Raw genomic sequence first — 22603 nt, 5'->3', positions numbered from 1 at the left:
CTAAAGCGGCGACTACACCCATGGCGCTATTCCTGCGCATACAGCTTCCCCGCTCCTGCCCAATCCGAAGGCTTCACATCCTCAAAAATCACATAGACATAGGACGGATCCGTGCCGGTATTGCGGGCAATGCTGTCGGTGATGTCGGCGGCTACCTTGGCCTTTTGGGCGGTGTCTTTGCCTTCAAACCAACTGACGCGAACGACGGGCATGGGATGCTCCTTTATTGATCAAGAAACCGGGTCAGGTCGGCCACAAATTTGACCGGGTTTTTATAAGTCAGCAGGTGATCGCCATGTTCAGCGGCGGTGTAGACAAACACGCGGGCGTCCCGGATCTGGCGCGCAGCCCAGTGCTGGCTGGCCACATTGGCGCTCAATTCGCCGGTGAAGAAGGCGGTGGGACGGTCAATCTTGTGCGTGATTACGTCGCGCCAATCATTGCCCGCATGGTCGCGCATCACCAGGCCCATATGCGCCATGTCATTGTGGATGAAGGCATCGGAAAAGCTTTGTGAATTCTCGAAATAGGGCGTGCGATCGCGCATCAGACGGGTGAACAGATCGCTGCCATCCGGTTTTGGCGCCAGAGCAGAGCGGAACCCATCATAGCTGTCGGCAATCGCGCCTGCATCGCGGCGTTGCTCGTCGGTCCAATCCGATCCGGCGATCAAGGAGATCCCTTCGTCGATAAAGACCAGCTTGCGCATGCCCTTGGTGCCATACAGGTCGATGTGGCTCCAGATCACGCTGGCGCCCATCGAGTGGCCCACGTAATCTGCTTCGCCCACTTGCGCCGCTGCGCGGAATTCATGCAGATCGGCCGCATAGCGGGCAATCCGCGCGCCATAGTCCACGCGGCCAGACAGGCCCTGATTGCGCGGATCCAGCACCAGCACGCGATGGTTGCGTGCCAGTAGCCACATCACATTCACATATTCCGCCCCGTTGGACGACCAGCCAGGAATGATGACGATGGGCCGCCCTGTTCCGGCCTCCCACCATGTCATGCGCACGCCGTCACTGGTGGTGAAATGTTTGATCTGCAGGGCAGGAAAGTCCGAAAGCTTGGCAGGCATCCCCGCGATGGCATGTGGGAAGACATAATCGCGGCCCAGCACGCTGATGGCCGGTTCGGCGTGCGCCGTCGTCAGGCCCGTCAGGCCAATGCTCAAAGCCAGCAACAAGGATCGCAGCATATGTCACCAAGGAGAAAGAGGAGGCACCCGCTTATGTCGCAAATCCATGCTTGACGGAATGGTGGCAAAAATCCGATCAGTCCGGACATGATATCCGCAATCTCTCATCTGGAATCGCTGTCCGGCCTTTCCGCCTTTGTGGCGACGGTCGAGGCTGGCGGGTTTGCTCCGGCCGCTCGGCGACTTGGCCTCTCATCATCCGCCGTGGGCAAGGCGGTGGCGCGGGTCGAGGCGCGGCTGGGCCTGCGTTTGCTCAACCGCACTACCCGGCAGGTGGTGATGACCTTTGAAGGCGAGCAGCTTTACGCCCGCGCCACGCGGTTGATCGACGATTTGCGCGATATGGAAAGCATGATGGCAGCCCAGCGCGGCGCTCCTGTGGGGCGGATCAGGGTCAGCCTGCCCGCAACTCTGGGGCGCATGGTCGTCATCCCGCATTTGGCGGAATTTGTGGCCTGCTTTCCGGGGATCGAACTGGATATCGGGCTGGATGACCGCAAAGTGGATCTGGTCGAGGGCGGCTATGATCTGGCGGTGCGCACCGGCATGTTGGAAGACAGCGGGCTGATCGCGCGCCGCCTTGCGCCGCACCGTTTTGTGCTCTGCGCCGCGCCAGCCTATCTGGCGATCAGGGGCGAGCCGCTGACACCAGATGATCTGGCGCACCATGCCTGCCTCCGCTTTCGCTACCCTTCCACCGGACAATTGGAACGCTGGTCATTTGATGGGCGCGAAATGGATCGCGAATTGGGCGCGGGCGCGGTGTTCAACGATGGCGAGGCGGTGGTTCTGGCGGCGCAGGCAGGCATGGGCGTGGCGCAATTGCCCGATTATGCAGCCGCGCCTGCTTTGGCGGATGGTCGGCTGGTTGCGCTGCTGCCCGATCAGCATTGCGAACGCGGCGCCCTGTGGTTGGTGCGTCCATCCCACCGCGCCAGTCTCCCACGCGTCGAAGCTTTTGCGACCTTCCTTGCCGACACCCTGCATCGGGCGGACTGACTGACCATGGACCTGTTCAACGAAATCCGCCCGATTGCCTTGGCAGATGCGCGGGTCATCTATCATCCCAGCCCCGATCTGGGCCTGCATCCCGACGCGATTTTCGCCGCCCTGCGCGCCGAAATCCCGTGGGAGCAGCATAGCGTCAACATCCATGGTCAGATCATTCCTCAGCCGCGCCTGAGCAGTTGGCATGGTGAGGTGGTCCACACCTATTCCACGCTGGCCCATGTGCTGGTGCCGCATCCATGGAGCGGCGTGGTTGCGCATCTGCGTGAGCGCGTAGAGGCCATTTGCGCGGCGCGTTTCAACTCGATGCTGGCGAACCTGTACCGTAACGGCCAAGACGCGATTGGCTGGCATGCGGATGATGAGCCGGAACTGGGGCCTGCGCCTGTGATCGCCTCGCTCAGTTTCGGGGCGGAAAGGGGTTTCCACATGCGCCGCAAAGACGATCATGCGCAGGTAAAACGCATCACCTTGGAACATGGAAGCTTGCTGATCATGGCAGGCGCGATGCAACGCCATTGGCAGCACGCCGTCATGCGCACCGCCAAACCGATTGGTGAACGCATCAATCTGACTTTCCGCCTGACGGCAGGGTCTGAAGCATCTGTTGGCGCTCTATAATCGGTTATCTGGCTAACGTCAGAGCGATGCCTGTTTTGTCAGGAGGATTGGCTCTCGAAAAACGCATGTGCCACATGTGTCAATGCGGCCTTTTCCCGCTTGCGTTCAAGGGCTGGGTCTTTGCCCATGTCCAGCTCGGCGCGGGCGGCATCGCGGCGTTTTCGGGCCTCGGCCAGCGATACTTCGGGGTAGGCGCCTAGGGCCAGCCGCTTTTCCTTGCCGGCCACCCGAAACTTCAGCCGCCACAGCTTGGAGCCGTTGGGGAAAATCTCGATATAGAGGCCTTTGGCATCGGCCTTTTTGACGGGCGTAATGCCTGCCTGAAAAGCCCGGATTTCTGCGTCTTTGAGCGCCATTTGGGGGCATGACCTTTCGGCAAAACGCTGCCCAAACGGGATATGCCCCCAAATGTTGCGGATTGTGGGGGCATGGCTGGAAACGCCCTGCGACAGCGAGAGACGATAAATGCCATGTTTTTGGGGAGTTTGCGACCCCCGAGGGGGTGTCTAGATACAAACAAATGGTGCCCAGGAGAGGACTCGAACCTCCACGCCCTTGCGAGCGCTAGCACCTGAAGCTAGTGCGTCTACCAATTCCGCCACCTGGGCACTTTGTTTGGCTCGGTGCGTTTCCGCGTCCTCGCCGGGTAGGAGGGCGCCTCTAAGGGTGATCCGCAGAGCTGTCAAACACAAAATGTGATTTTTTTTGCCGACCCCCAAAGAATGGCGGAAATCAGCCAATTTCAGCCACATCGCCGATTTGGTCAAACCCGCTCACCGCGAATCACTACGGCGAATCACGTGCAAATACATCTGTCTGCCCCAACGGGCAGGGGCCGAAATCTTGCGCGTTGGCCCGACGAGGCGCATTTTCAACAGGCCATCCCCCAAATTCGCAGGTGCCCTATGCCCTCGTCCGCTGCGCTTCATTCCAAACCCTTTGCCGGACAACTGGCGGCGCTGCGCGTGGCGGTGATTGGCGGTGGTGGCTTTGTCGGGCGGCATGTGGCGCAGGCGCTGGTTGGCGCGGGGGCGGTGCTCTCGATTGCCTGCCGCCGGCCCGAGCGCGCCCATGCGCTGCGCTCGTTGGGCGATCCGGGGCAGGTGGCCTTTGCCACTGTGGATGTGACGCGGCCCGATACGCTGGCTCCGGTGATCGCGCAGGCCGATGCGGTAGTCTATATGGCCGGGGCCTTTGCCGGGGATCTGGATGCCATTCAGGGGCGCGGTGTGGGCCGTGTGGCGGCCATGGCGGCGCAGGCGGGGGTCAGGGCCTTTGTCCATGTCTCGGCGCTGGGAGGCGATGCAGCCTCGCCTTATGCCTATGCCCGGACCAAGGCGCAGGGAGAGGCCGCCGTGATGGAGACCTATGCCAAGGCGACGATCCTGCGCCCATCGGTGATCTTTGGCCCGGACGATGCGTTTTTGAACATGTTTGCCCGGTTGATGGTGCTGGCTCCGGTGCTGCCGGTGTTTGGGCCCGATGCGGTGATGCAGCCGGTGCTGGTGGATGATGTGGCACAGGCGGTGGTGGCGGCCTTGGTTGATCCGGTGGCGCATGGCGGGCGGCGCTATGCGCTGGGCGGGCCAGAGGTGGTGACGATGATGCAACTGAACCAGCGCATCGCGGCGGCCTGTCATCGCCATCCATGGCTGTTGCCGATGCCTGATGGGCTGGCGCGGGTGATCGCGGCGCTGCCCGGCACGCCAATCACGCCCGATCAATACGCGCTGTTGCTGGCGGGCAGCACAGTCCCGCCCGGAGAGCCCGATCTGGCCGCGCTGGGTCTGACGGCCAGGCCGATGGGGCTCTATCTGGATCGCTGGATGGCGCGTTACCGCCCCAAGGGACGGGTTTAGGCGTTCACATCCGCATAGTGGATGGGCGGCTGGATCACCTCCATCCGTTCGGCCAGCAGCGGGCGGAAGCTGGGCCGGCTTTTGAACACCGAATACCATGCGCGGGCCTGATCGTGGCCGTTCCAGTCCAGCCCGCCCAGATAATCGGCCACCGAAATCTGCGCGGCGGCGGCCAGATCGGCCATGCTCATTGTCGGGCCGGCCAGCCAGGGGCGATGATCGACCAGATAGTCGATGTAATACAGATGTTCGTGCGCCAGACGCATCGCGTCACGCAGCACGCGCGATTCGGGCGGCTGCTTTAAAAAGATGCGCTTCTTCATCTTTTCATTCAGCAGCGGGCCGGTGACATCGGCGAAGAAATTTTCGTCAAACAGGGCCACCAACCGGCGGATTTCCGCCCGCGCCGATGCGGTGCCGATGATCAGGGGGACGCGGTCGGTCGTCTCCTCGATATATTCGCAGATGGCGCGGCTATCGATCAGGGTGATGGCGCGTTCGGGATCGTGCAGCACCGGCGTGCGGCCCGCCGGGTTCATGTGCATGAACGCCTCGCGCATTTCCCACGGGTTCTCGCGCCACAATTCATAGGCGATGCCCTTCTCGCTGAGCATCAGGCGGACCTTGCGGGAAAAGGGGCACAGGGGGAACTGATAGAGCTGCCACATGGGCGAAACTCTTGGCGGGGAAGGGCGCGCGCGTCCACCCGCGAAAAAGGGGCAAGCGGCGGGCAAGGCATCATCAGCGGTGGAAAACTGTGGCAAACCGCCATTTGGGCGCGATCAGCGCGCCCTGTTCAGGGATGGGGCGGCAAGGCGCGAGGGTGAACGCATAGCGCGCCATCATGCGCCAGCGTCACCGAATCATCGCGCGCCAGCACCCATAGCGACAACCCCGCCACCGCCGCGCGCGCCACCGCCATGCTGGTGGGCAGCGATATCGTCACCAGCGAGGTGGCCCCCGCCTTCACCGCCTTTTCGACGATTTCATAGCTGCACCGGGCGGTGGACAGGACAAAGCCTTCGCCCAGCGCCAACCCGGCACGGGCGGCCGCCCCGATCAGCTTGTCCATGGCATTGTGGCGGCCCACATCCTCACGCAGCCCCAGAATGGCACCAGAACCATCGCACAGCGCGGCGGCATGGGCAGCGCCTGTGGCCTGCCCCAGCGCCTGAGAGCCCCGCAAAGCGCGCAAGGCGGCAAAGATCGCCGCAGGCTCCACCCGCGAATGAAACCGTACCGGCGGCAAAGGGCGGGCGATAGCGGCCAGATTGTCGATGCCGCACAGCCCGCAACTGCTTTCGGCCACGCGCGCCCGCACCCGTTCCGACAGGCGCGCCGCGTCCAACCCCGCCACCTGTGTGCGGATGATCCAGCCTTGCTCGACCTCTACCGGGGTGATGGCGGTGATCTGATCGGCGCTGGTGGCAATGCCCTCGCTCAGGGCAAATCCGCTGGCGAAATCGGCCAGATCGGTGGGGCTGGCCATCATCACGGCATAGGACAGGCCGTTGAACTCCAGCGCGACAGGCACCTCTGGCACCCATGAGCGTGTGGCCGCCGCCGATCCGCCATCCGCGCGAAACACCAAACCCCCGCCGTCAGGCAGGGCGGGCAGCATTTCGGGCGGGGGCAGGGTCATGCGCTCAGCGCGGCCTTATGGCAGCTTGTGCAACGCGCACAGCTTGTGCCCATCGGGATCGCGCAAATAGGCGATATAGGCGTTGAAGGCGGGGCGCACGCCCGGCGGGTCTTCACAGGCCGCGCCGCCATGGGCGATCCCGGCCGCGTACCATGCGTCCACCTGTTCGACACTGTCGATGGCAAAGCCGATGGTGCCGCCATTGCACACCGTGGCCGGATTGCCATCATTGGGGGTGGCGATGATGAAATTGGCGCCCTTGTGGCCATAGATCAGGCGGGTGCCGGTCGGCGCCAGAAAGCCTTCGGGCCCGCCGATGGCGGCAAACACCGCGTCGTAAAAGGTTTTGGCACGGGTCAGGTCGTTCGACCCGACAAACAGGTGGCTGAACATGGCTATTCTCCGTCAGATTACAGGCGGGGCAGGGTGACGCCGCGCTGGCCCATATATTTGCCCGCGCGGTCGGCATAGCTGACCTCGCATGGTTCGTTGCCCTGCAGGAACAGGAACTGGCATGCGCCCTCATTGGCGTAAATCTTGGCCGGCAAGGGCGTGGTGTTGCTGAATTCCAGCGTGACGTGGCCTTCCCAGCCCGGCTCCAGCGGGGTGACGTTCACAATGATGCCGCAGCGGGCATAGGTGCTTTTGCCAAGGCAGATCACCAGCACATCGCGCGGCACGCGGAAATATTCCACCGTCCGCGCCAGCGCGAAAGAGTTGGGCGGGATGACGCAGACATCGGTCTTGCGGTCGACAAAGCTGTTGGCGTCAAAATTCTTGGGATCCACCACGGCCGAATCGACATTGGTGAAAATCTTGAACTCGTCCGCCACCCTTGCGTCATAGCCATAGGAGGACAGGCCATAGCTGATGCAGCCGCCGCCATCGCCCTTGCGGGTTTGCCGCTCGACGAAAGGCTCGATCATGCCATGTTGCAGCGCCTGTTCGCGGATCCATTTGTCGGAAAGAATAGCCATGGCCGCGTTCATGGCGAATGCGGCGGGGCGAATCAAGCAGGCGCCGCATGCGAAAAGGGCGGTCCGTTGCCAGGCCGCCCTTTCACGCTCGCTGCATTCAAGGATTGGCGGGTGTTCAGGCCGCTTCCTTTTCCACCCACTCGGGATAGAACTGGGGTGCGCGGGTCGACCACGCGGGGGCTGTGGCGGCCGCTTCGCTGATCGACTGCAGCAGACGTTTGCGCCGTTCGGGGCGGATCTGCGGCAGGGCGGCGGCGGCGCAAAAGGCAGAAGGCAGCCAGGGGCGCACTTCGGCACCCAGCAGGCGTTCGTACAGGAAGCGGAAGGCCGAGAAGCCCGACAGCTTTTCCTGCGCCAGATCAAAGGCGGTCAGGCGGATCAGCAGGCCCATCGTGGTCAGCGAATCAAACCCGTCCTCGGCCGGCAAGGTGCCGCGCAGATTGCGCAATTCCTGATAGGCCACATATTGCGCGCGGATGCTGGCGCTTTCGCTGGCGTCGCGGGCCCACAGCTTGAACGCGTCCTGACGGCCCAGACCCACATCCAGACTGCGTTTGATATAGCGCTGTTCGCAGGGGGTGAATCCGGCAAATTCGCGCAATTCGGCGATCGCCAGAGCAGCCATTCCCGTATTCGCCATCGACCTGACCTTTGAACCATGTGGTGGCCCATTTGTGGACCCATGGATGCAAGTTGCCCTGATTCTGGTTATAAAGACGTTAACCATGTTCCGGGCGTCTGCGCAGGGATTGTCCCTGAGCGATTAGGGACGTGCAAAGGATGGCTGTAAAGGATTGTGCCGGGGTGGCGCGGCATCACCGCCCCATCCCGGCACCAAAGTATCAGATCAGCCCGACCAGCGGGCCAGAGTCCCTTAGATCAGCCCGGCCAGCGGGCTGGAGGGATCGGCGTATTTGCGGGTGGCCATGCGGCCCGCCAGATAGGAATCACGCCCGGCCTCCACCGCCAGACGCATCGCGCGGGCCATGCGGATGGGGTCCTTGGCCTCGGCGATGGCGGTGTTCATCAACACGCCGTCCACGCCCAGTTCCATCGCCACCGCCGCGTCAGAGGCCGTGCCAACGCCCGCATCGACCAGCACAGGCACGCTCGCGCCCTCGACGATCAGGCGGATGGTGACGCGGTTCTGGATGCCCAGACCACTGCCGATCGGCGCGCCCAGCGGCATCACCGCCACCGCGCCCGCGCTTTCCAACTGCTTGGCCGCGATGGGGTCATCCACGCAATAGACCATGGGCAGGAAGCCTTCCTTGGCCAGCACCTCGGTCGCTTTCAGCGTTTCGCGCATGTCGGGGTACAGCGTGCGCGCCTCGCCCAGCACCTCCAGCTTGACCAGATCCCAGCCGCCCGCCTCACGCGCCAGGCGCAGCGTGCGGATCGCGTCCTCGGCGGTGAAACAGCCCGCGGTGTTGGGCAGATAGGTCACCTTTTTCGGGTCGATATAGTCGGTCAGCATCGGCGCCTTGGGGTCCGACACGTTCACGCGGCGCACCGCCACGGTGACGATCTCGGCGCCAGAGGCCTCCAGCGCGGCGGCGTTCTGAGCGAAATCCTTGTACTTGCCGGTGCCGACAATCAGGCGCGAGCGAAAGGTGCGGCCGGCAACGGTCCAGCTGTCATCGGTGGTCGGGGTGGTCACTTTGGGTCAGATCCTTGGAAATGCGGGGCGTGTGCCAGATGGGGGCTGGGGCAGCGGTGTCAACCGCCGCCGACGAAATGGACGATTTCCAGCACGTCGCCATCGGTCAGTTGCACATCGCCCAGCGTGCTGCGCGGCACGATCAGCGCATTGCGCTCCACCGCCACCTTGGCCGGGGTCAGGCCGATATCGGCCACCAGATCGGCCACGCTGGCGCCCGCCGCGATCCGGCGCGGCTCTCCATTCACGGTCAGATTCAGCATGTCAGTCATGGCGCCTGCCATGAACGTTCAATGCGGATGGCGCAAGTTCCGGATATGCGCGCCCGCCACCATCGAGACGCCCGACATGGTGGCGATCACCTCTGGCAGGCCATGCGGGACCAGCAGGCCCAGCGACATCAGCACGATGCCCGCCCCGCCCAGCGCCAACCGGTCATAGCGCCGGTTGCGCCATGCCCCGATGCCCAGACCCAGCGCGGCCACCACAATCGCCACGGCCAGCCCATATTCGTGAATGCGCGGGTCCAGCAGCACGCCGCCACCCACACCCAACAGCGTCACCAGCACCAGCCCCGACACGCAATGCACCAGGCACAGCGCCGACAGGGCCACGCCAAACCGGTCCATGCGGCGGCGAATCAGGGTGGAGAGGGGGGCGCTCATGGGCTTGGCAGATATGTGACAGTATAACATCTTGCAAGAGCGGGGGGCTGCGGAGGGTGCAATTAATCGGATGAAAGCCGCGTTTCCGTGCAAGACGCGCCCGCACGGCCCTCTTGCGCCCACGCGCGCGGCCCCGCAAAGACATAGGGCAAACCCCAAACAGGATGCCCCGCATGACCACCTCTGCCTTTGCCCGGACGTCGCGCCCTGATCTGTTGGCGCGCTGGTTGTGGATTGTGGCGGCGATGATCGTGGGGATCGTGGTGGTGGGCGGCATTACGCGCCTGACCGAATCGGGCGTCTCGATCACCGAATGGAAGCCGGTCAGCGGCGCTCTGCCCCCCCTGACCGAGGCCGCATGGACCGCCGAGTTCGCCAAATATCAGGCCACCCCCCAATACCGTCTGATCAATGGCCCGGCGGGTATGACGCTGGCCACGTACAAGTTCATCTTTTTCTGGGAATGGGTGCACCGCCTGTTGGCGCGCACGATCGGCATGGTGTTCGCGCTGCCGCTGGCGTGGTTCTGGCTGCGGCGGCAGATCCCGGCGGGCTATCACGCGCGGCTGTTGGCGCTGTTGGCACTGGGCGGGCTGCAAGGGGTAATCGGCTGGTGGATGGTCAAATCGGGCATCGTCCATGATGTAAAGGTCAGCCATTTCCGCCTTGCCGCGCATTTGCTGGTGGCATTGGTAACGCTGGGCGGGGTGGTGTGGACGGCGCTGGACCTGCGGCGGCTGGCGCGCGATGGCGCGGCGCGCCCAGCCCGGCTGACGGCGATGGGTGGCTGGGCGCTGGGTCTGCTGGGGCTGCAACTGTTGTATGGCGCGTGGATGGCAGGTTTGCGCGCGGGGCATGTGGCGCGTGACTGGCCATTGATGAACGGCGCGGCATGGCCCGGCGTGACGCAAACCGGGCAAAGCCTGCCGTGGTATCTGACCAGCGACCCGGCCGTGGTGCATTTCATCCACCGCTGGTGGGCGTGGGGCGTGGTGGCGGTACTGGTGGTGATGGCGCGCCGGTTGAAAGCCATCGGCGCGCGTCCGGCCAGCATCGCGATTCACAGCGCCTTTGGCACGCAGGTGTTGCTGGGCATTGCCACGGTGATGCTGGGCGTGGCGATCTGGGTGGCGGTGCTGCATCAGGTGGTGGGCGCGCTGTTGCTGATCACGGTGGTGTGGGGCGCGCACGAACTGGGCCGCGCGCGATGAATACGCCCCAAGGGCCCGCGCTGGTCTGGTGCCCGTTTCCGGATGAATCGTCGGCCGCTGATGTCGCCCGCGCGTTGCTGGACGAACGCCTGATCGCCTGCGCCAATATCCTGCCGCCGATGCGCAGCCTGTATGTCTGGCGCGGGGAAAGGGGCGAATCGGCAGAGGTCGGCGTGCTGTTCAAGACGGACGCGGCGCTGTTGCCAGCGTTACAGGCGCGTATCCCGGCGCTGCATCCCTATGACGAGCCGGCGGTGCTGGGCTGGGCCTGTGACATGGCGGCGCCTGCCACGCGCGACTGGCTGGGGGGGCTGTTGACGGGCGGGTGAAACGGGCGCTGATGGTAGCGCGGTATCATTTTACCTCTCTTGAAAGGCGCGGAAATCCGTCCCCGCGCTTGACTCTGCGCCGCCAATCGGCAAAAGGCCGCCCATTCCCCGCCAGGGGTGGTCTGTGTGCGGCCTGTCCGCATGCGTTCCGGCCCATGGCGGGATTGCTATTCATATGGGAACCAAAGCCATGAAGGCGCTCACCAAGGTCACCCAGTCGGTCAAGCCGGCAGAGGTGGAAAAGAAGTGGCATCTGATCGATGCCGAAGGTCTGGTGGTCGGCCGTCTTGCCGTCATCATCGCGAACACGCTGCGCGGCAAGCACAAGCCCAGCTACACCCCCCACGTCGATTGCGGTGACCATGTCGTCGTGATCAACGCGGACAAGGTTCGCCTGACCGGCAACAAGCTGAAGAACAAGGTGTACTACAAGCACACCGGTTATGCCGGCGGCATCAAGGAAGTGACCGCAGCCAAGGTGCTGGAAGGCCGCTTCCCCGAGCGCGTGCTGGAAAAGGCCGTGGAGCGCATGATTCCGCGCGGGCCCCTGGGCCGTGCGCAGATGCGCGCCCTGCACCTGTACGCTGGCGCCGAGCATCCGCATGGTGGCACCCAGCCCCAGCCGCTCGATGTCGCTGCTCTGAACCGCAAGAACAAGGTTGGCGCGTAATGTCCGAAGAATTCTCCGCTCTGGCTGAAATCGGCGCCGCTCCGGCCGCCGCCGCCCCCACGACCCCGCTGCGTGAACGTGAAGTCGACGCGCAGGGCCGTTCGTATGCCACCGGCCGCCGCAAGGACGCCGTGGCCCGCGTGTGGATCAAGCCCGGCACCGGCAAGATCACCGTCAATGGCCGCGATCAGGAAGTGTATTTCGCACGTCCGACCCTGCGTCTGGTGATCAACCAGCCGTTCGGCATCGCTGACCGTTCGGGTCAGTATGACGTGGTCGCCACCGTCAAGGGTGGTGGTCTGTCGGGTCAGGCCGGTGCTGTGAAGCACGGCATCTCGCAGGCGCTGACCAAGTTCGAGCCCGCGCTGCGCAGCGTGGTCAAGGCCGCTGGCTTCCTGACCCGCGACCCGCGCGCCGTCGAGCGTAAGAAGTACGGCAAGGCCAAGGCTCGCAAGAGCTTCCAGTTCTCGAAGCGTTAATCGCGCTTCGGCTGCCAGTCCCCGAAGCGTTCATCGCTTTTGGTACTGGGGCGGTCTGGCAACAGGCTGCCATTGCCACAGAGAAAAGCGGGGGAAACCCCGCTTTTTTCGTGTCTGACGCTGGCGTTGGACGGGGGGAGATCAGCCCTCTCGCCATTTGGCGCGGGCGCGGCTATGGCGTGGGCATGATCACCATCGCTGGCCATGAATTCGCCGACACCAAGCTGTGCATCGTCTGCCACCATGTGCTGGATGGCGAACCGGTGCTGACCTTTGCCCATGACGATGACGGCGATCTGCAATTCGCCTGCGGTGCCGAGGACCATGCGATGGGCGATTGGTCGCTGGTGGAATTGGCCGATCTGGACAAGGAAGAGTTCGACCTGGAAGGCTTGCCCCGGGTTGAAAAGGGCCATGTCGTCATCCGCGAGAGCGAGGATGAGGATTGGGAACTGGTCGAATACGAGTGACGGCCGCAACGCCACCGCAGGCGCGAGCATAACGCGCCGCCGTCGGGAGCCGATATGGACAGCACCGCCACCTCTGACACCGCCCCTGTCACGCCCGAGCGCGACTGGGAACCGGAACTGCCGCCCCGGCCCACCCCTTTGGTGGAAAAGCCCGCGTGGCGGCGTGTGGCGACCGGCGCGATTGGCGCGTTTCTGGGCATTTTGCTGACCGGTCTGGTGTCGCGCATGGTGATGGCCGATAGCGCGCTGTTGCCGTGGCTGGTGGCGCCGATGGGGGCATCGGCGGTGCTGCTGTTCATCGTTCCTGCCAGCCCTTTGGCACAGCCATGGCCGGTGATCGGCGGCAATCTGGTGGCTTCGGCGGTGGGTCTGGTGGTGCATCGGGCGGGGATGCCGCCGGTGATGGCTGCCGCTGTCGCGGTGGGGCTGTCCTGTGTCCTGATGCTGGCGCTGCGCTGTTTGCACCCCCCGGCGGGGGGATCGACGCTGGTGCTGGCGCTGGCCTCGCCGCCGGTGGCGATGGCGGGCTGGCGGTTTCTGCTGATGCCGGTGGGGGTGAATGTGGTGTTGCTGGTGCTGTTGGCGGTGGTGTGGAACCGGCTGACGGGGCACAGCTATCCGCATCGCGCGCGGCCCGCCGTGGTGGCCGTGCCACCATCCGCGCCCTTTGCTCTGGCGGATATTCAGGCGGTGCTGGACGAATGGCCCGACGAGATCGACGTCAGCCCCAACGATCTGGCGGCGCTGATGCAGGCGGTCTTGCGCCGCGCGCAGGGCTGATCCCATGTCCAGGGTTACCCGCGCCACCCGCATGCTGGACGAGGCCGGCATTGCCTATGCCACCATCGCCTATGACTATGACCCCGATGCCGACCGGATCGGCATGGCCGCCGCACAGGCGCTGGGCGAGGATCCGGCCTGTGTGCTCAAGACGCTGATGGTGCTGGCCGATGGCAAACCGGCCTGCGTCATCCTGCCGTCTGATCAGACCGTCAGCATGAAAAAGCTGGCCGCTGCCCTGCGCGCCAAATCGGCCCAGATGATGCCGCCTGCCGATGCCGAGCGGATGACCGGATACAAGGTGGGCGGGATCAGCCCCTTTGGCCAGATGCGCCGCGTGCCCACGGTGCTGGAGGAAATGGCGCTGGTCTGTGACCATGTCTATGTCAACGGCGGTCAGCGCGGGCTGCAATTGCGCCTGTTGCCCGATGATGTGCTGCGCGCCATCGGGGCGGTGGCGGCCGACATCACCGCCTGAGTCTAGCTGGCCGTGTTGCGGTCGCAGGTATAGCGCGTGACCACCGGCGAGGTGTTGTACACCATCGAGAAATCCCGCTGATCGCGCACCACGAACGAGGCGGTGGAATGGATCAGTGTGCTGCTGCTGATGAACATCGAGGAGAACAGCGGCTGATAGAGGAAGTTCACCTCGACAAACATCACCCCGCCGCCGCTGGGGGCGCTGACCAGATAGCCGTTGTCGCCCATGCCGCTGGATTTGGTGGTGCCGGCATTGGCCAGCGTGGCGGTGGTGCCCGCCGTGGTGCTGGTGGTGCCATAGGTGGAATCATAGGAAGTGCCGCTTTTCAGCCCGATGCAGCGTTGCCAGTGGATGCGCTGGACGGTGGTGGTGTCATAGGTCTGCTGGACGTTTTCCAGACTGGACAGGGTGATCCGGCCATAGGTGGTCAGCTTGATCCCCGCGCCCTGCAATCTGGCGCCGGTCAGTACCGCATTGATATCGCTTTCGCGCAATTGGGTGGCGGCCAGATTGCTGGTCAGGCCCACGCGGCTGGCGTTGTCGGCCAGCGTCTGGGTAATCTGGCTGACCAGCAACTGGGTCCGGCCGTAATTGGCATATTCGATCCCCGCCATGCCCAGAAAGAACAGGATCGGCAGCCCCAGCGCGAATTCGGTCAACGCGGCGCCCGATGTGTCGCGCCACAGGGCCATGGCGCGGGTCATGCGCATACCGTGGCCGGGGTGGTTGTCTGCTGTGTGGCATAGGGCTGGTTTTTCAGGATGGTGGTGACCGAGATATTGGCCAGATTGTCCCATCCCAGCCACGAGGCCATCGGAAAGGGGCGGGGGTAGGTGACTTGCACCGTATAGACCACGGTATCGCCCGCGCCGCCCATGCCCGATGTGCCCGGATCGGAATCCCACACACCATTGGCGTTCACATCGGTAAAGCATTCGCCCGCGTCATGGACGCCGTTGCTGTTGCTGTCGGTGAACGGTTCGGGCGCGATATAGCCATAATCGGCATAGGTCTTGCGCGTGGGATAGCCGCCGACAAAGGCCGCCCGCGCGTTGGAGCGCTGAATCACGCTCAGCACATTGGCATCCACCGTGGCGGCCGTTGCGCCCTGTATCGTGCCCGCACGCCCGGCCTGTTGCACCGCGCCCGTCACCACCGCCTCCATATAGGCCTCATAGGCCAGCTCGCTCAGCCCCATGCCCAGCAGCAGCAGTACCGGCGCGATCAGCGCGAATTCCACCAGCGCCGCGCCGCTGTCATCGCAGGCCAGCGGCCGGATCATTTCGAAATCCGCAGCTTGGCCACCTGGCTGGCGATGACCGCGAATTGATCGGACAGACCTGTGCCGCTGGTGGTGGCCAGCGCCTGCGATGTGCTGGTGGCGCAGGACTGCAACTGGCTGGTGGTGCCCATGCCCAAAGCCACCGTCCAGATGCTGATATTCTTGGCCTTGGCCGCGGCGCAGGCGGCCAGAAAGCGCGCGTTGTGATAGGATTTCAGGTTGGTCAGATCGCCACCTGACACGCGATGGTCGTAATATTCCACGCCATAGGCGCCATAGGTGTACTGGCTGGGCGACATGTCGCCATCGGTCAGGAACACGATCACCCGGTTGGGCGCGTTGCGGCCCGACCACGCGGCGGTGTCATTGGCAAAGATGCCATCGGGCGAGAGCAGCCGCGCGCCCCAGATCATGCCGATGTCGTGATAGGTGCCGCCCATCGCGCGGAAATCGCTGGCGTTGACATAGGCCGACACTTGGCTGCGGGTCATGGTCTGCAACCGCGAGACCGGCTTGCCACAACTGATCAGGCCGTTCTGATAGACGGCGGCGATGTCCAGATTGGGGTGGGTGGAGGATTCGGGCGGGCTGTAGAGCACCGGGAAATGCCCCTGCGCATCACCCGATCCCGACGCGTTGGCGGTGCTGGTGAAATCGTTGCGGGCATAGGTGACGGCGGGCCACATCGGCTTCCACTGGGTGGTGATATCGCTGCCGGGGCGGTGGTCCGGGTCCAGATCATGGGGCAGGCTGGAGCTGTTGAAACTGGTGACGCCGGGGGTGGTATAGGCTTCCTCGATACAGCCGTCCCATTTGTCGGTGGTGGCGGCATATTTGGTCGGATCAACGGTCGCCACCCCGGTGACAAAGGTGGTCAGCAACTGATTGGCCTGTTTGTACGACCAGTTGGGGACGGTGCAGAAACAGCTCCACGAGAACGAGGTGCCGGTCAGCACGCGCGTCTGATAGGTCCAACTGGTGTTCAGGTTGCCCAGCCCTCCCACGATAAAGGTGGGCGAGATGTCCATGATCGCCCGCCCCGCATTCACCGCCGAGGTATAGGTGACAAAGCCATAGCGGATATGCGTGCTGGAATCGGCGGCGGCGGCCATCGTGTCGTAAAAGGTCAGTACCGCCGTGCGCAGGGCTGATATGCGCGAACCTGATTTTTCGGTCACGTAATAGGCGGTTGATCCGGGATAGCCGGCCACGCTGGTGTTGCCGCTGCCCGCGCCATCGGCGGGGCGGGTATAGGAGACCTTGGCTGCCGATCCGGTATAGCTGCTGCAGGTGGCGGTGTCGTCCGAGGGCAGGCAGGCCATCGACCCCGTCGTATCCAGAACAAAGATCACATCGGTGTCGGCCACGTTATAGGTGGCCTCGCAGGTGGTGGCCATCTGCACCGAGCCATAGCCGAACATGCGCATGATCGTCATGCCCACGGTCGCGCGGGCGGTGCCTGATACCTGCGCTTCGGTGGTTTTGGCGGGGGTAAAGCTGACCGCGGTCGTGCCATACATGCCGGTGCGGAAATTATTGGCGAAAAAGGCGTTGGCCTGCGCCGTGGCGGCCGCGTCCAGCGTGGTGTTGGTGGTGGCGGTATCGGTCATCGCCCGCCGTCCGGCCAATACGCCCGCGTCGCAGGCCTGTTGCAGCCGAGCCTGCACCATATACAGCCGCGTACCATCCACCGCGCTGCCGGCAAAGATCACCAGCAACAGCATGAACCCGGCCATGATCGGCAAGGCATTGCCCCCAGTATCGCGCCATATGTCACGCCACAGGGCGCGCGGCAGGAACAGGGAGAAGGGGCGGCGGTGCTTCACGCCAAAGGCCTCGCGGACGGATGGGAAAGGGCGGTTCCGTCATGGGGCCGGTGTGGTTGCGGGCGGCTTTGCCGGGGGATCAGGGGTTACCCCTATGCAGGGCGCGTGTCGGCCACAGAAACAGCCCTGCAATCAGCCAAAGAAGATGTCGTTGAGTTCCGAGGCAGGCACCGGTTTTGACACCAGAAAGCCCTGGAAATGGTTACAGCCACAGGCGGCCAGCCGGTCGCGCTGGGCCTCGGTCTCGACGCCTTCGGCCACGATCGACAGCTTCATCGCCCGGCCCAGTTTGACGATGGCATCGACCAGCGCCTCGGCCTCGTCATTGGCCTCCAGATTGTGGATGAAGCTGCGGTCGATCTTGATCTTGTCCACGGCGAACCGTTTCAGCGAATTCAGGCTGGAATAGCCCGTGCCGAAATCGTCCAGCGCGATGGTGAACCCTTCTTGTTTAAGCATCAGCAGATTGTCGCGCGTCACCCCGTCATCGCCCAGCAGCGCGGTTTCGGTGATCTCGATCTCATAGCGCGAGGGGTCGATATTGTAGCGCGCCACCAGCCGCGTCACCATCGCCATGAACATCGGCGAACGCAATTGCAGCGGCGAGACATTGATCGCCACCCGCGTCCCCAGCCAATGGGCGGTTTCCTGAAACACCCGGTCCATGACAAATTCGCCCAGATCCAGAATCAGCCCGGTTTCCTCGCACAGGGGGACAAAGATGGTGGGCGAGATCGGCCCCTTTTCGGGATGGGTCCAGCGCACCAGCGCTTCCATCGCGGTGATGTGTTCGCGGTGGTCGATCTGCGGCTGATAGACCATGGTCAGCGCATTGTTGGCCAGCGCCTTGCGCAGGTCGGTCTCCAGCGAGCGGCGCATGCGCAAGGCCGCGTCCATGTCGGGTTCGAAAAAGGTGATGCGGTTGCGGCCGCCTTCCTTGGATTGATACAGCGCCAGATCGGCCTGCCGCATCGCCTCGACGGCGTCGATGTCGGGGTTGGTGATCAGCGACACGCCGATCGAACAGCCCACCTCGACCACGCCACTGTCCAGTTCAAACGGCGTTTCAAAGATTTTCAGCACCCTTTCGGCCAGATGCGACGCGCCCGAGGCATTGGTTTCCGGTTGCAGGATGACGAATTCATCGCCCCCCAGCCGTGCCACCGTATCGCTTTCGCGACACAGGTCGGTCAGGCGGTCGGCCACCTGCCGGATCAGTTCATCGCCCGCCGGGTGGCCCAGCGTGTCGTTGACTTCCTTGAACCGGTCCAGATCCAGACAATGCACCGCCACATCGCCCTGATAGCGCCGGCCGATGGCCAGCAATTGGTGCAGGCGGTCATTCATCATCGCCCGGTTGGGCAGGCCTGTCAGCGTGTCATGAAACGCCAGATGACGGGCCCGCGCCTCGCTGGCGATCAGGTCGTTGGTGATGGTGCTGCTGCGGCGCAGAATGACCCATGCCAACAGGCCAAACAGCGTCATCATGACCAATAACGTTGCCGGCAATTGCTTGCGCAGCACATTGGCGGTGTCCAGCGGCACCCACGCCATTTGCACCAGCGGCGCGCCATCGGGTCCGCGCAGGACCAGCGCGGTCAGCCCCGGCGTGGGCGCGCCCAATGGCAGCAGGCGCGTGGCCCGCAGATTGTGGAACTGGCCAAATTCCTTCAGCAGCGCCTTGTCCACTTCAACCGAGACCAGCAATTGCTGCGGACGCCCTTCGCCATGCAGCGCGGGCGCGGCGATGTCGACAAACACGCGGCCGTCGCTCAGGCGGGTGCGGGTGCCGCTGGTATCGGCAGCGCGCGGCTGGGCAGAGGCTGGTTGCAAGATGACGCTGACATTGCCGGAATGGGTGATGGCGCGCAGCGCGCCTGCAACGGCGGCGCGGTGCTCGACCTGAGCGGAATCATGCGTGCGGGCCAGTGCCTGCACGGCGTTGTGCCATTCGGTCTTGCGCGTGGTCCAACTGCGATCAACAATGCCCGTTACATAGAATTGGGCGCTGTTTTCCACGCGGGTGATGACGAAATAGGTGGTGCCAACCAGCATCACCAACGCCGCTACCGCCAGTCCGGCCACCATGCGGAACATGCCCAGTCGCTGTTGTTCCTGCTTGTGACGCGGGGGGCGCGGCGCGTGTTGGGCGGCAGAGGGCGCGGGGGGATCGGGTTCGGCCGGAGGCGGCGCGGAAAAATCCGAGAGCGCATCGAACAGCGACGCGTGATCCATCGCGGACATTTGGCTTACCTCTCGCGCTGGCGGTGGGCGCACAGCACAGACGAACCGCTGCGCCATAAGCACAGCGGTCTGTTCAGCCAGAGCGGGTTCCGCGTTCCTGTCATTGATGGGCAATGTAGGGGCGGGGCATTCAGAACGCTTTGCCTTGCCACTGCGGGAAACTGCGGATGTGGCGGTGGAGAGATGGCAGAAAAACGCAGCGGCGCGGCCAGAACGCACCGCTTTTAACGCACAACGCCCCGGACCATGACGATCCGGGGCGCTGAGGCAACGGGCCGGATGGCCCGCGGCTATCGCGTGGCGATCAGGCGAAACGCCCGGCGCGCAGGATTTCGGTCACCGGCTTGCGGGTGCCGGGGGCTTCGCGGCCCTGCAGGAAATCGGGCAGGATCGCCTTGTCGCCCGCCTTGCCGATGACAAAGGCGGCTTCCAGACGGTGGGTGTCGGGGATGGCCAGTTCGGCCGTTGCCTTGCCCATGTCCAGCCCGGTCATGCCATGGGTGTCATAGCCCAGCGCCTTGGCCTGCAAGGCGGCATAACCCCACGCCGCGCCCGCATCAAAGCTGTGGCTGTGGTTGGGGTTGACCTTCTCGCCCTGCACCATGTCCTTTTCCGAGACGATGAACACCAGCGCGCCCGCTTCCTTGGCCCAACTGGCGTTGAACGGGATCAACAGCGACAGGAAAGCGTCCCAATTGGCATCGCCCTTGATCGCATACAGGAACGTCCAGGGCTGATAGTTATACGCCGAGGGCGCCAGACCCGCGGCTTCGAAGATCAGCTCCAGATCGGCCTGCGGCACGGCGCTGCCGTCAAAGGCGCGCGGGCTCCAGCGCTGGGCAATGGCGGGCAGGATCGCGGGGCTGGTGGTACGGGTGGTCATCAGTCTGACATCCTTTGGACAAACAAGGGGTTATGGGATGGAAGAGAGGGTGATACCATGCCCGCCCCGCGCCGTTACAGCGCGTCGACGAGAACGATTTCACTATCTTCTATCGCGGTGATAGAGATATTGTCCACCGCCGTGATCGCCACCCCGTCACGCGCCTGTGCCAGCACATCTGTGCCCGCGCCATCGCCCACGCGAATCTGACCGATGGCCGGCACCAGATACAGATGGCGCGCCACATCGGCCGGATATGTCACCGTTTCGCCGGCCCGCAGCGTGGCGCCCAGCACCCGCGCCTGTGCCCGGATCGGCAGCGCTTCGCCCGCGTCCCCGGCCATGCCTGATGCCAGCACCGCCCACGCGCCCGCCCGATCGCCCTTGGGGAAAGGGCGCTGGTCCCAGAATGGTTCGCCGCCGCGCGCTTCGGGCAGGATCCAGATCTGGAACAGGGTCAGCGCCTCGTCCTCCAGATTGTATTCGGCGTGGCGGATGCCGCTGCCCGCACTCATCACCTGTACGTCGCCGGCAGCGGTGCGGCCCGCATTGCCCAGACTGTCGCGGTGCGATACCGCGCCCTGACGGACATAGGTGATGATTTCCATGTCGCGGTGCGGGTGGGGCGGGAATCCGGTTTGCGCGGCGATGGTGTCATCGTTCCACACCCGCAACGCGCCCCAGCCCATGCGGGCCGGATCATGGTAATCGGCAAAGGAAAAGTGGTGATGCGCATCCAGCCAGCCGTGGTTGGCCGCGCCGATGGTGGCAAAGGGGCGAAGTTCGATCATGGGTTATCTCCAGCGGGGGGTATGCGCCGGAGATAGGGCGGGCGTGGCCATGCGTGAATTGCCGGTTTGCGGATGGGTGGGTTGCGTTTTGGGATGGGTCCGATTGTCAGTCCCACCCACGCGCCAGATAGCGCAACGCACAGCCCGCCAATAGCGCTGACCCTCGGGGCATAATGCTTTCATCGATAACCATTCGGGGGCTGTGAATGCCGCAACAGGATGCCCATTGGCTGCCCTGATGCGCCGCGCCGATAAAGAACATCGCGCCGGGGACATGTTCCAGCACATAGGCAAAGTCCTCTGCCCCCATGATGGGCGCGGACAGGCGAACAAATGCATCGGGTCCGAACATATCTGCGCTGACCGCCGCGCCCAGATCGACCGCTCGGGCATCGCACAGCGTCACGGGAAAGCCGGGGGTGACGACCAGTTCTGCCTGCAACCCATGCGCCGCCGCGATGCCGGTGACCAATTGCCGCACGCAATCGCGCAGCCGTTGGCGATTGACGGGCGAGAGGCTGCGCATCGTGCCTTTCATCCGGGCGGTGTCTGGGATGACATTGTGGGTGGTCCCCGCCTCGATCCGGGCGATGGTGACCACCACCGGGTCATGCGCGTCAAACTGGCGCGTCACCATGGTTTGCAACGCGGTGACGATCTCGCAGGCCACCGGCACCGGGTCACGCGCGTCATGCGGCATGCTGGCATGGCCGCCCGCGCCAGTGATGGCGATGTCGATCTGGTCCGCCCCCGCCAACAGCGCGCCTACCCGCCCGGCAATGCGCCCATGTGGCGAATTGGGCATCACATGCAGCGCAAAGGCGGCATCGGGCCAGACGCCGGGGGCGGCCTCGATCAAGCCGTCCTCGATCATGAAGCGGGCGCCGTGGTGGCCTTCCTCGCCCGGCTGGAACATCAGCAACACGTCACCGGCCAGATCATCGGCCCGCGCTGCCAACAGCTCTGCCGCTCCGGCCAGCATCGCCACATGCGAGTCATGGCCACAGGCATGCATCACGCCTTCGTGGCGGCTGGCATAGGGCAGGCCGGTTTCCTCGGCCATGGGCAGGGCGTCGGTGTCGGCGCGCAGCAGGACGGTCGGGCGCGGCCCCGTTGCCGGCCCGCCACCCCCGCGCAGCACCCCCACAAGGCCGGTCGTCGAAGGCCCCTCGCGCCAGACAATCGGCAGATGCGCCAGCGCCAGACGGATCTTGTCGCGGGTCATGGGGGTCATCAGGCCCAGCTCCGGCTCGGCATGGATGGCGCGGCGCAATGCCACCAGTTCGGCCGACAGGCCCTGCGCCTGTGCCAGCAAGGCGGGGGAGGGGAGGGCTTGGGTCATGAGGCTTTCCTTGCGCGCGGAGGGCACAGCATGGCGCGGGTCGCGGCATTGCGCAATGCGGTGTTGGGCGGGCTTTGGTGTCACGCCCCATGGGTAAATGCCTAGGTTGACGCTTCTGGGGTGGAAATCCGGGGAAACTGTGTGGAAAATGGAGACACCCTAACTTGTCCCTCACGAATCGCGCA

28 protein-coding genes and 1 tRNA gene are annotated in these 22603 nt (G+C 64.3%); 10 read left to right on the top strand and 19 right to left on the bottom strand.

The window, feature by feature from the left end; translation table 11 throughout:
* Positions 1-26: 26 nt before the first annotated feature.
* Together GTZ99_RS15265 and GTZ99_RS15260 are read right to left on the bottom strand one after the other, a co-directional pair.
* Positions 27-212, bottom strand: a complete 186-nt coding sequence (locus GTZ99_RS15265; RefSeq protein ID WP_161720440.1) for a tautomerase family protein — start codon at positions 210-212, stop codon at positions 27-29.
* 11 nt (positions 213-223) lie between these two features.
* Positions 224-1186, bottom strand: coding sequence for an alpha/beta fold hydrolase (locus GTZ99_RS15260; RefSeq protein WP_201742567.1), 963 nt, complete (start codon positions 1184-1186; stop codon positions 224-226).
* A 99-nt stretch (positions 1187-1285) separates the two neighbouring features.
* Between GTZ99_RS15260 and GTZ99_RS15255 the strand changes: the two genes are divergently transcribed.
* Together GTZ99_RS15255 and GTZ99_RS15250 are read left to right on the top strand one after the other, a co-directional pair.
* Complete coding sequence (locus GTZ99_RS15255; protein WP_201742566.1) at positions 1286-2197, top strand: LysR family transcriptional regulator; 912 nt, start codon at positions 1286-1288, stop codon at positions 2195-2197.
* A gap of 6 nt (positions 2198-2203) precedes the next feature.
* Positions 2204-2827 carry an alpha-ketoglutarate-dependent dioxygenase AlkB family protein gene (locus GTZ99_RS15250; RefSeq protein WP_161720436.1) on the top strand — a complete coding sequence of 208 codons (624 nt, stop codon included), beginning with the start codon at positions 2204-2206 and terminating at the stop codon, positions 2825-2827.
* A 38-nt stretch (positions 2828-2865) separates the two neighbouring features.
* Here the strand turns inward: GTZ99_RS15250 and GTZ99_RS15245 are convergent, their stop codons facing one another.
* The gene (locus tag GTZ99_RS15245; RefSeq protein ID WP_161720434.1) at positions 2866-3183 is read right to left on the bottom strand and encodes an Arm DNA-binding domain-containing protein; all 318 of its coding nucleotides are present in this window, start codon (positions 3181-3183) and stop codon (positions 2866-2868) included.
* 165 nt (positions 3184-3348) lie between these two features.
* Positions 3349-3435: transfer RNA gene (locus GTZ99_RS15240), tRNA-Leu, on the bottom strand.
* Positions 3436-3732: 297 nt separating this feature from the next.
* On the opposite strand from GTZ99_RS15240, the gene GTZ99_RS15235 reads away from it, so the two are divergent.
* Positions 3733-4686: a complex I NDUFA9 subunit family protein gene (locus GTZ99_RS15235; protein WP_161720432.1), complete on the top strand. Its 954-nt coding sequence runs from the start codon at positions 3733-3735 to the stop codon at positions 4684-4686.
* Here GTZ99_RS15235 and GTZ99_RS15230 read toward each other — a convergent pair.
* The 8 genes from GTZ99_RS15230 to GTZ99_RS15195 all read right to left on the bottom strand — a co-directional run bounded on the left by GTZ99_RS15230 (position 4683) and on the right by GTZ99_RS15195 (position 9630).
* Entirely contained in the window at positions 4683-5354 is a 672-nt protein-coding gene (locus tag GTZ99_RS15230; protein ID WP_161720430.1) for a glutathione S-transferase family protein, read from the bottom strand. The genes GTZ99_RS15235 and GTZ99_RS15230 overlap by 4 nt on opposite strands.
* A gap of 128 nt (positions 5355-5482) precedes the next feature.
* The gene (fdhD, locus tag GTZ99_RS15225) at positions 5483-6328 is read right to left on the bottom strand and encodes a formate dehydrogenase accessory sulfurtransferase FdhD (protein WP_161720428.1); all 846 of its coding nucleotides are present in this window, start codon (positions 6326-6328) and stop codon (positions 5483-5485) included.
* A 15-nt stretch (positions 6329-6343) separates the two neighbouring features.
* Complete coding sequence (locus tag GTZ99_RS15220; protein WP_161720426.1) at positions 6344-6721, bottom strand: VOC family protein; 378 nt, start codon at positions 6719-6721, stop codon at positions 6344-6346.
* 17 nt (positions 6722-6738) lie between these two features.
* Positions 6739-7305 (bottom strand): dCTP deaminase, encoded by a 567-nt coding sequence (dcd, locus tag GTZ99_RS15215; protein ID WP_161720424.1) that lies wholly within the window; start codon positions 7303-7305, stop codon positions 6739-6741.
* A gap of 115 nt (positions 7306-7420) precedes the next feature.
* A complete protein-coding gene (locus tag GTZ99_RS15210; RefSeq protein WP_161720423.1) occupies positions 7421-7945 on the bottom strand; it encodes a hypothetical protein in 525 nt (174 codons plus the stop codon).
* Between the two features lie 234 nt (positions 7946-8179).
* A complete protein-coding gene (locus tag GTZ99_RS15205; protein WP_161720421.1) occupies positions 8180-8965 on the bottom strand; it encodes a bifunctional sulfur carrier protein/thiazole synthase protein in 786 nt (261 codons plus the stop codon).
* Positions 8966-9024: 59 nt separating this feature from the next.
* On the bottom strand, positions 9025-9237 hold the full coding sequence (gene thiS, locus GTZ99_RS15200; RefSeq protein WP_161720419.1) for a sulfur carrier protein ThiS: 213 nt from the start codon (positions 9235-9237) through the stop codon (positions 9025-9027).
* 18 nt (positions 9238-9255) lie between these two features.
* Entirely contained in the window at positions 9256-9630 is a 375-nt protein-coding gene (locus GTZ99_RS15195; protein ID WP_161720417.1) for a MerC domain-containing protein, read from the bottom strand.
* A 173-nt stretch (positions 9631-9803) separates the two neighbouring features.
* Here GTZ99_RS15195 and GTZ99_RS15190 point away from each other — a divergent pair, with 173 nt between their 5' ends.
* The 7 genes from GTZ99_RS15190 to ybaK all read left to right on the top strand — a co-directional run bounded on the left by GTZ99_RS15190 (position 9804) and on the right by ybaK (position 14047).
* The gene (locus GTZ99_RS15190) at positions 9804-10841 is read left to right on the top strand and encodes a COX15/CtaA family protein (protein WP_161720415.1); all 1038 of its coding nucleotides are present in this window, start codon (positions 9804-9806) and stop codon (positions 10839-10841) included.
* On the top strand, positions 10838-11170 hold the full coding sequence (cutA, locus tag GTZ99_RS15185; RefSeq protein WP_161720414.1) for a divalent-cation tolerance protein CutA: 333 nt from the start codon (positions 10838-10840) through the stop codon (positions 11168-11170). Before GTZ99_RS15190 ends, cutA begins: the two co-directional genes overlap by 4 nt.
* Before the next feature lie 190 nt (positions 11171-11360).
* Positions 11361-11840 carry a 50S ribosomal protein L13 gene (gene rplM, locus GTZ99_RS15180; RefSeq protein WP_161720412.1) on the top strand — a complete coding sequence of 160 codons (480 nt, stop codon included), beginning with the start codon at positions 11361-11363 and terminating at the stop codon, positions 11838-11840.
* Entirely contained in the window at positions 11840-12319 is a 480-nt protein-coding gene (gene rpsI / locus GTZ99_RS15175; RefSeq protein ID WP_161720410.1) for a 30S ribosomal protein S9, read from the top strand. Before rplM ends, rpsI begins: the two co-directional genes overlap by 1 nt.
* Positions 12320-12429: 110 nt before the next feature.
* Positions 12430-12789 (top strand): hypothetical protein, encoded by a 360-nt coding sequence (locus GTZ99_RS15170; RefSeq protein WP_161720408.1) that lies wholly within the window; start codon positions 12430-12432, stop codon positions 12787-12789.
* Positions 12790-12843: 54 nt separating this feature from the next.
* Entirely contained in the window at positions 12844-13569 is a 726-nt protein-coding gene (locus GTZ99_RS15165) for an HPP family protein (RefSeq protein ID WP_161720406.1), read from the top strand.
* A 4-nt stretch (positions 13570-13573) separates the two neighbouring features.
* Entirely contained in the window at positions 13574-14047 is a 474-nt protein-coding gene (ybaK, locus tag GTZ99_RS15160) for a Cys-tRNA(Pro) deacylase (protein WP_161720404.1), read from the top strand.
* 2 nt (positions 14048-14049) lie between these two features.
* Here the strand turns inward: ybaK and GTZ99_RS15155 are convergent, their stop codons facing one another.
* The 7 genes from GTZ99_RS15155 to GTZ99_RS15125 all read right to left on the bottom strand — a co-directional run bounded on the left by GTZ99_RS15155 (position 14050) and on the right by GTZ99_RS15125 (position 22418).
* Positions 14050-14760: a TadE/TadG family type IV pilus assembly protein gene (locus tag GTZ99_RS15155; RefSeq protein ID WP_161720402.1), complete on the bottom strand. Its 711-nt coding sequence runs from the start codon at positions 14758-14760 to the stop codon at positions 14050-14052.
* Positions 14751-15332 (bottom strand): TadE/TadG family type IV pilus assembly protein, encoded by a 582-nt coding sequence (locus GTZ99_RS15150; RefSeq protein WP_161720400.1) that lies wholly within the window; start codon positions 15330-15332, stop codon positions 14751-14753. Before GTZ99_RS15150 ends, GTZ99_RS15155 begins: the two co-directional genes overlap by 10 nt.
* A complete protein-coding gene (locus GTZ99_RS15145; protein WP_320076697.1) occupies positions 15329-17158 on the bottom strand; it encodes a TadE/TadG family type IV pilus assembly protein in 1830 nt (609 codons plus the stop codon). The genes GTZ99_RS15150 and GTZ99_RS15145 overlap by 4 nt, the downstream gene beginning before the upstream one ends.
* A 132-nt stretch (positions 17159-17290) precedes the next feature.
* Positions 17291-19402: a putative bifunctional diguanylate cyclase/phosphodiesterase gene (locus tag GTZ99_RS15140; protein ID WP_161720398.1), complete on the bottom strand. Its 2112-nt coding sequence runs from the start codon at positions 19400-19402 to the stop codon at positions 17291-17293.
* 304 nt (positions 19403-19706) lie between these two features.
* Positions 19707-20285 carry a nitroreductase family protein gene (locus tag GTZ99_RS15135; protein ID WP_161720396.1) on the bottom strand — a complete coding sequence of 193 codons (579 nt, stop codon included), beginning with the start codon at positions 20283-20285 and terminating at the stop codon, positions 19707-19709.
* Between the two features lie 74 nt (positions 20286-20359).
* Positions 20360-21076 (bottom strand): pirin family protein, encoded by a 717-nt coding sequence (locus GTZ99_RS15130; protein ID WP_161720394.1) that lies wholly within the window; start codon positions 21074-21076, stop codon positions 20360-20362.
* A gap of 106 nt (positions 21077-21182) precedes the next feature.
* Positions 21183-22418, bottom strand: a complete 1236-nt coding sequence (locus GTZ99_RS15125) for a M20 metallopeptidase family protein (RefSeq protein ID WP_161720392.1) — start codon at positions 22416-22418, stop codon at positions 21183-21185.
* Positions 22419-22603: the final 185 nt, after the last annotated feature.

Origin of the sequence: Novosphingobium ovatum, assembly GCF_009909235.1 — a bacterium.
GTDB classification, from domain to species: Bacteria; Pseudomonadota; Alphaproteobacteria; order Sphingomonadales; family Sphingomonadaceae; genus Novosphingobium; species Novosphingobium ovatum.
This window is presented reverse-complemented; position numbering and strand designations above follow the sequence as displayed.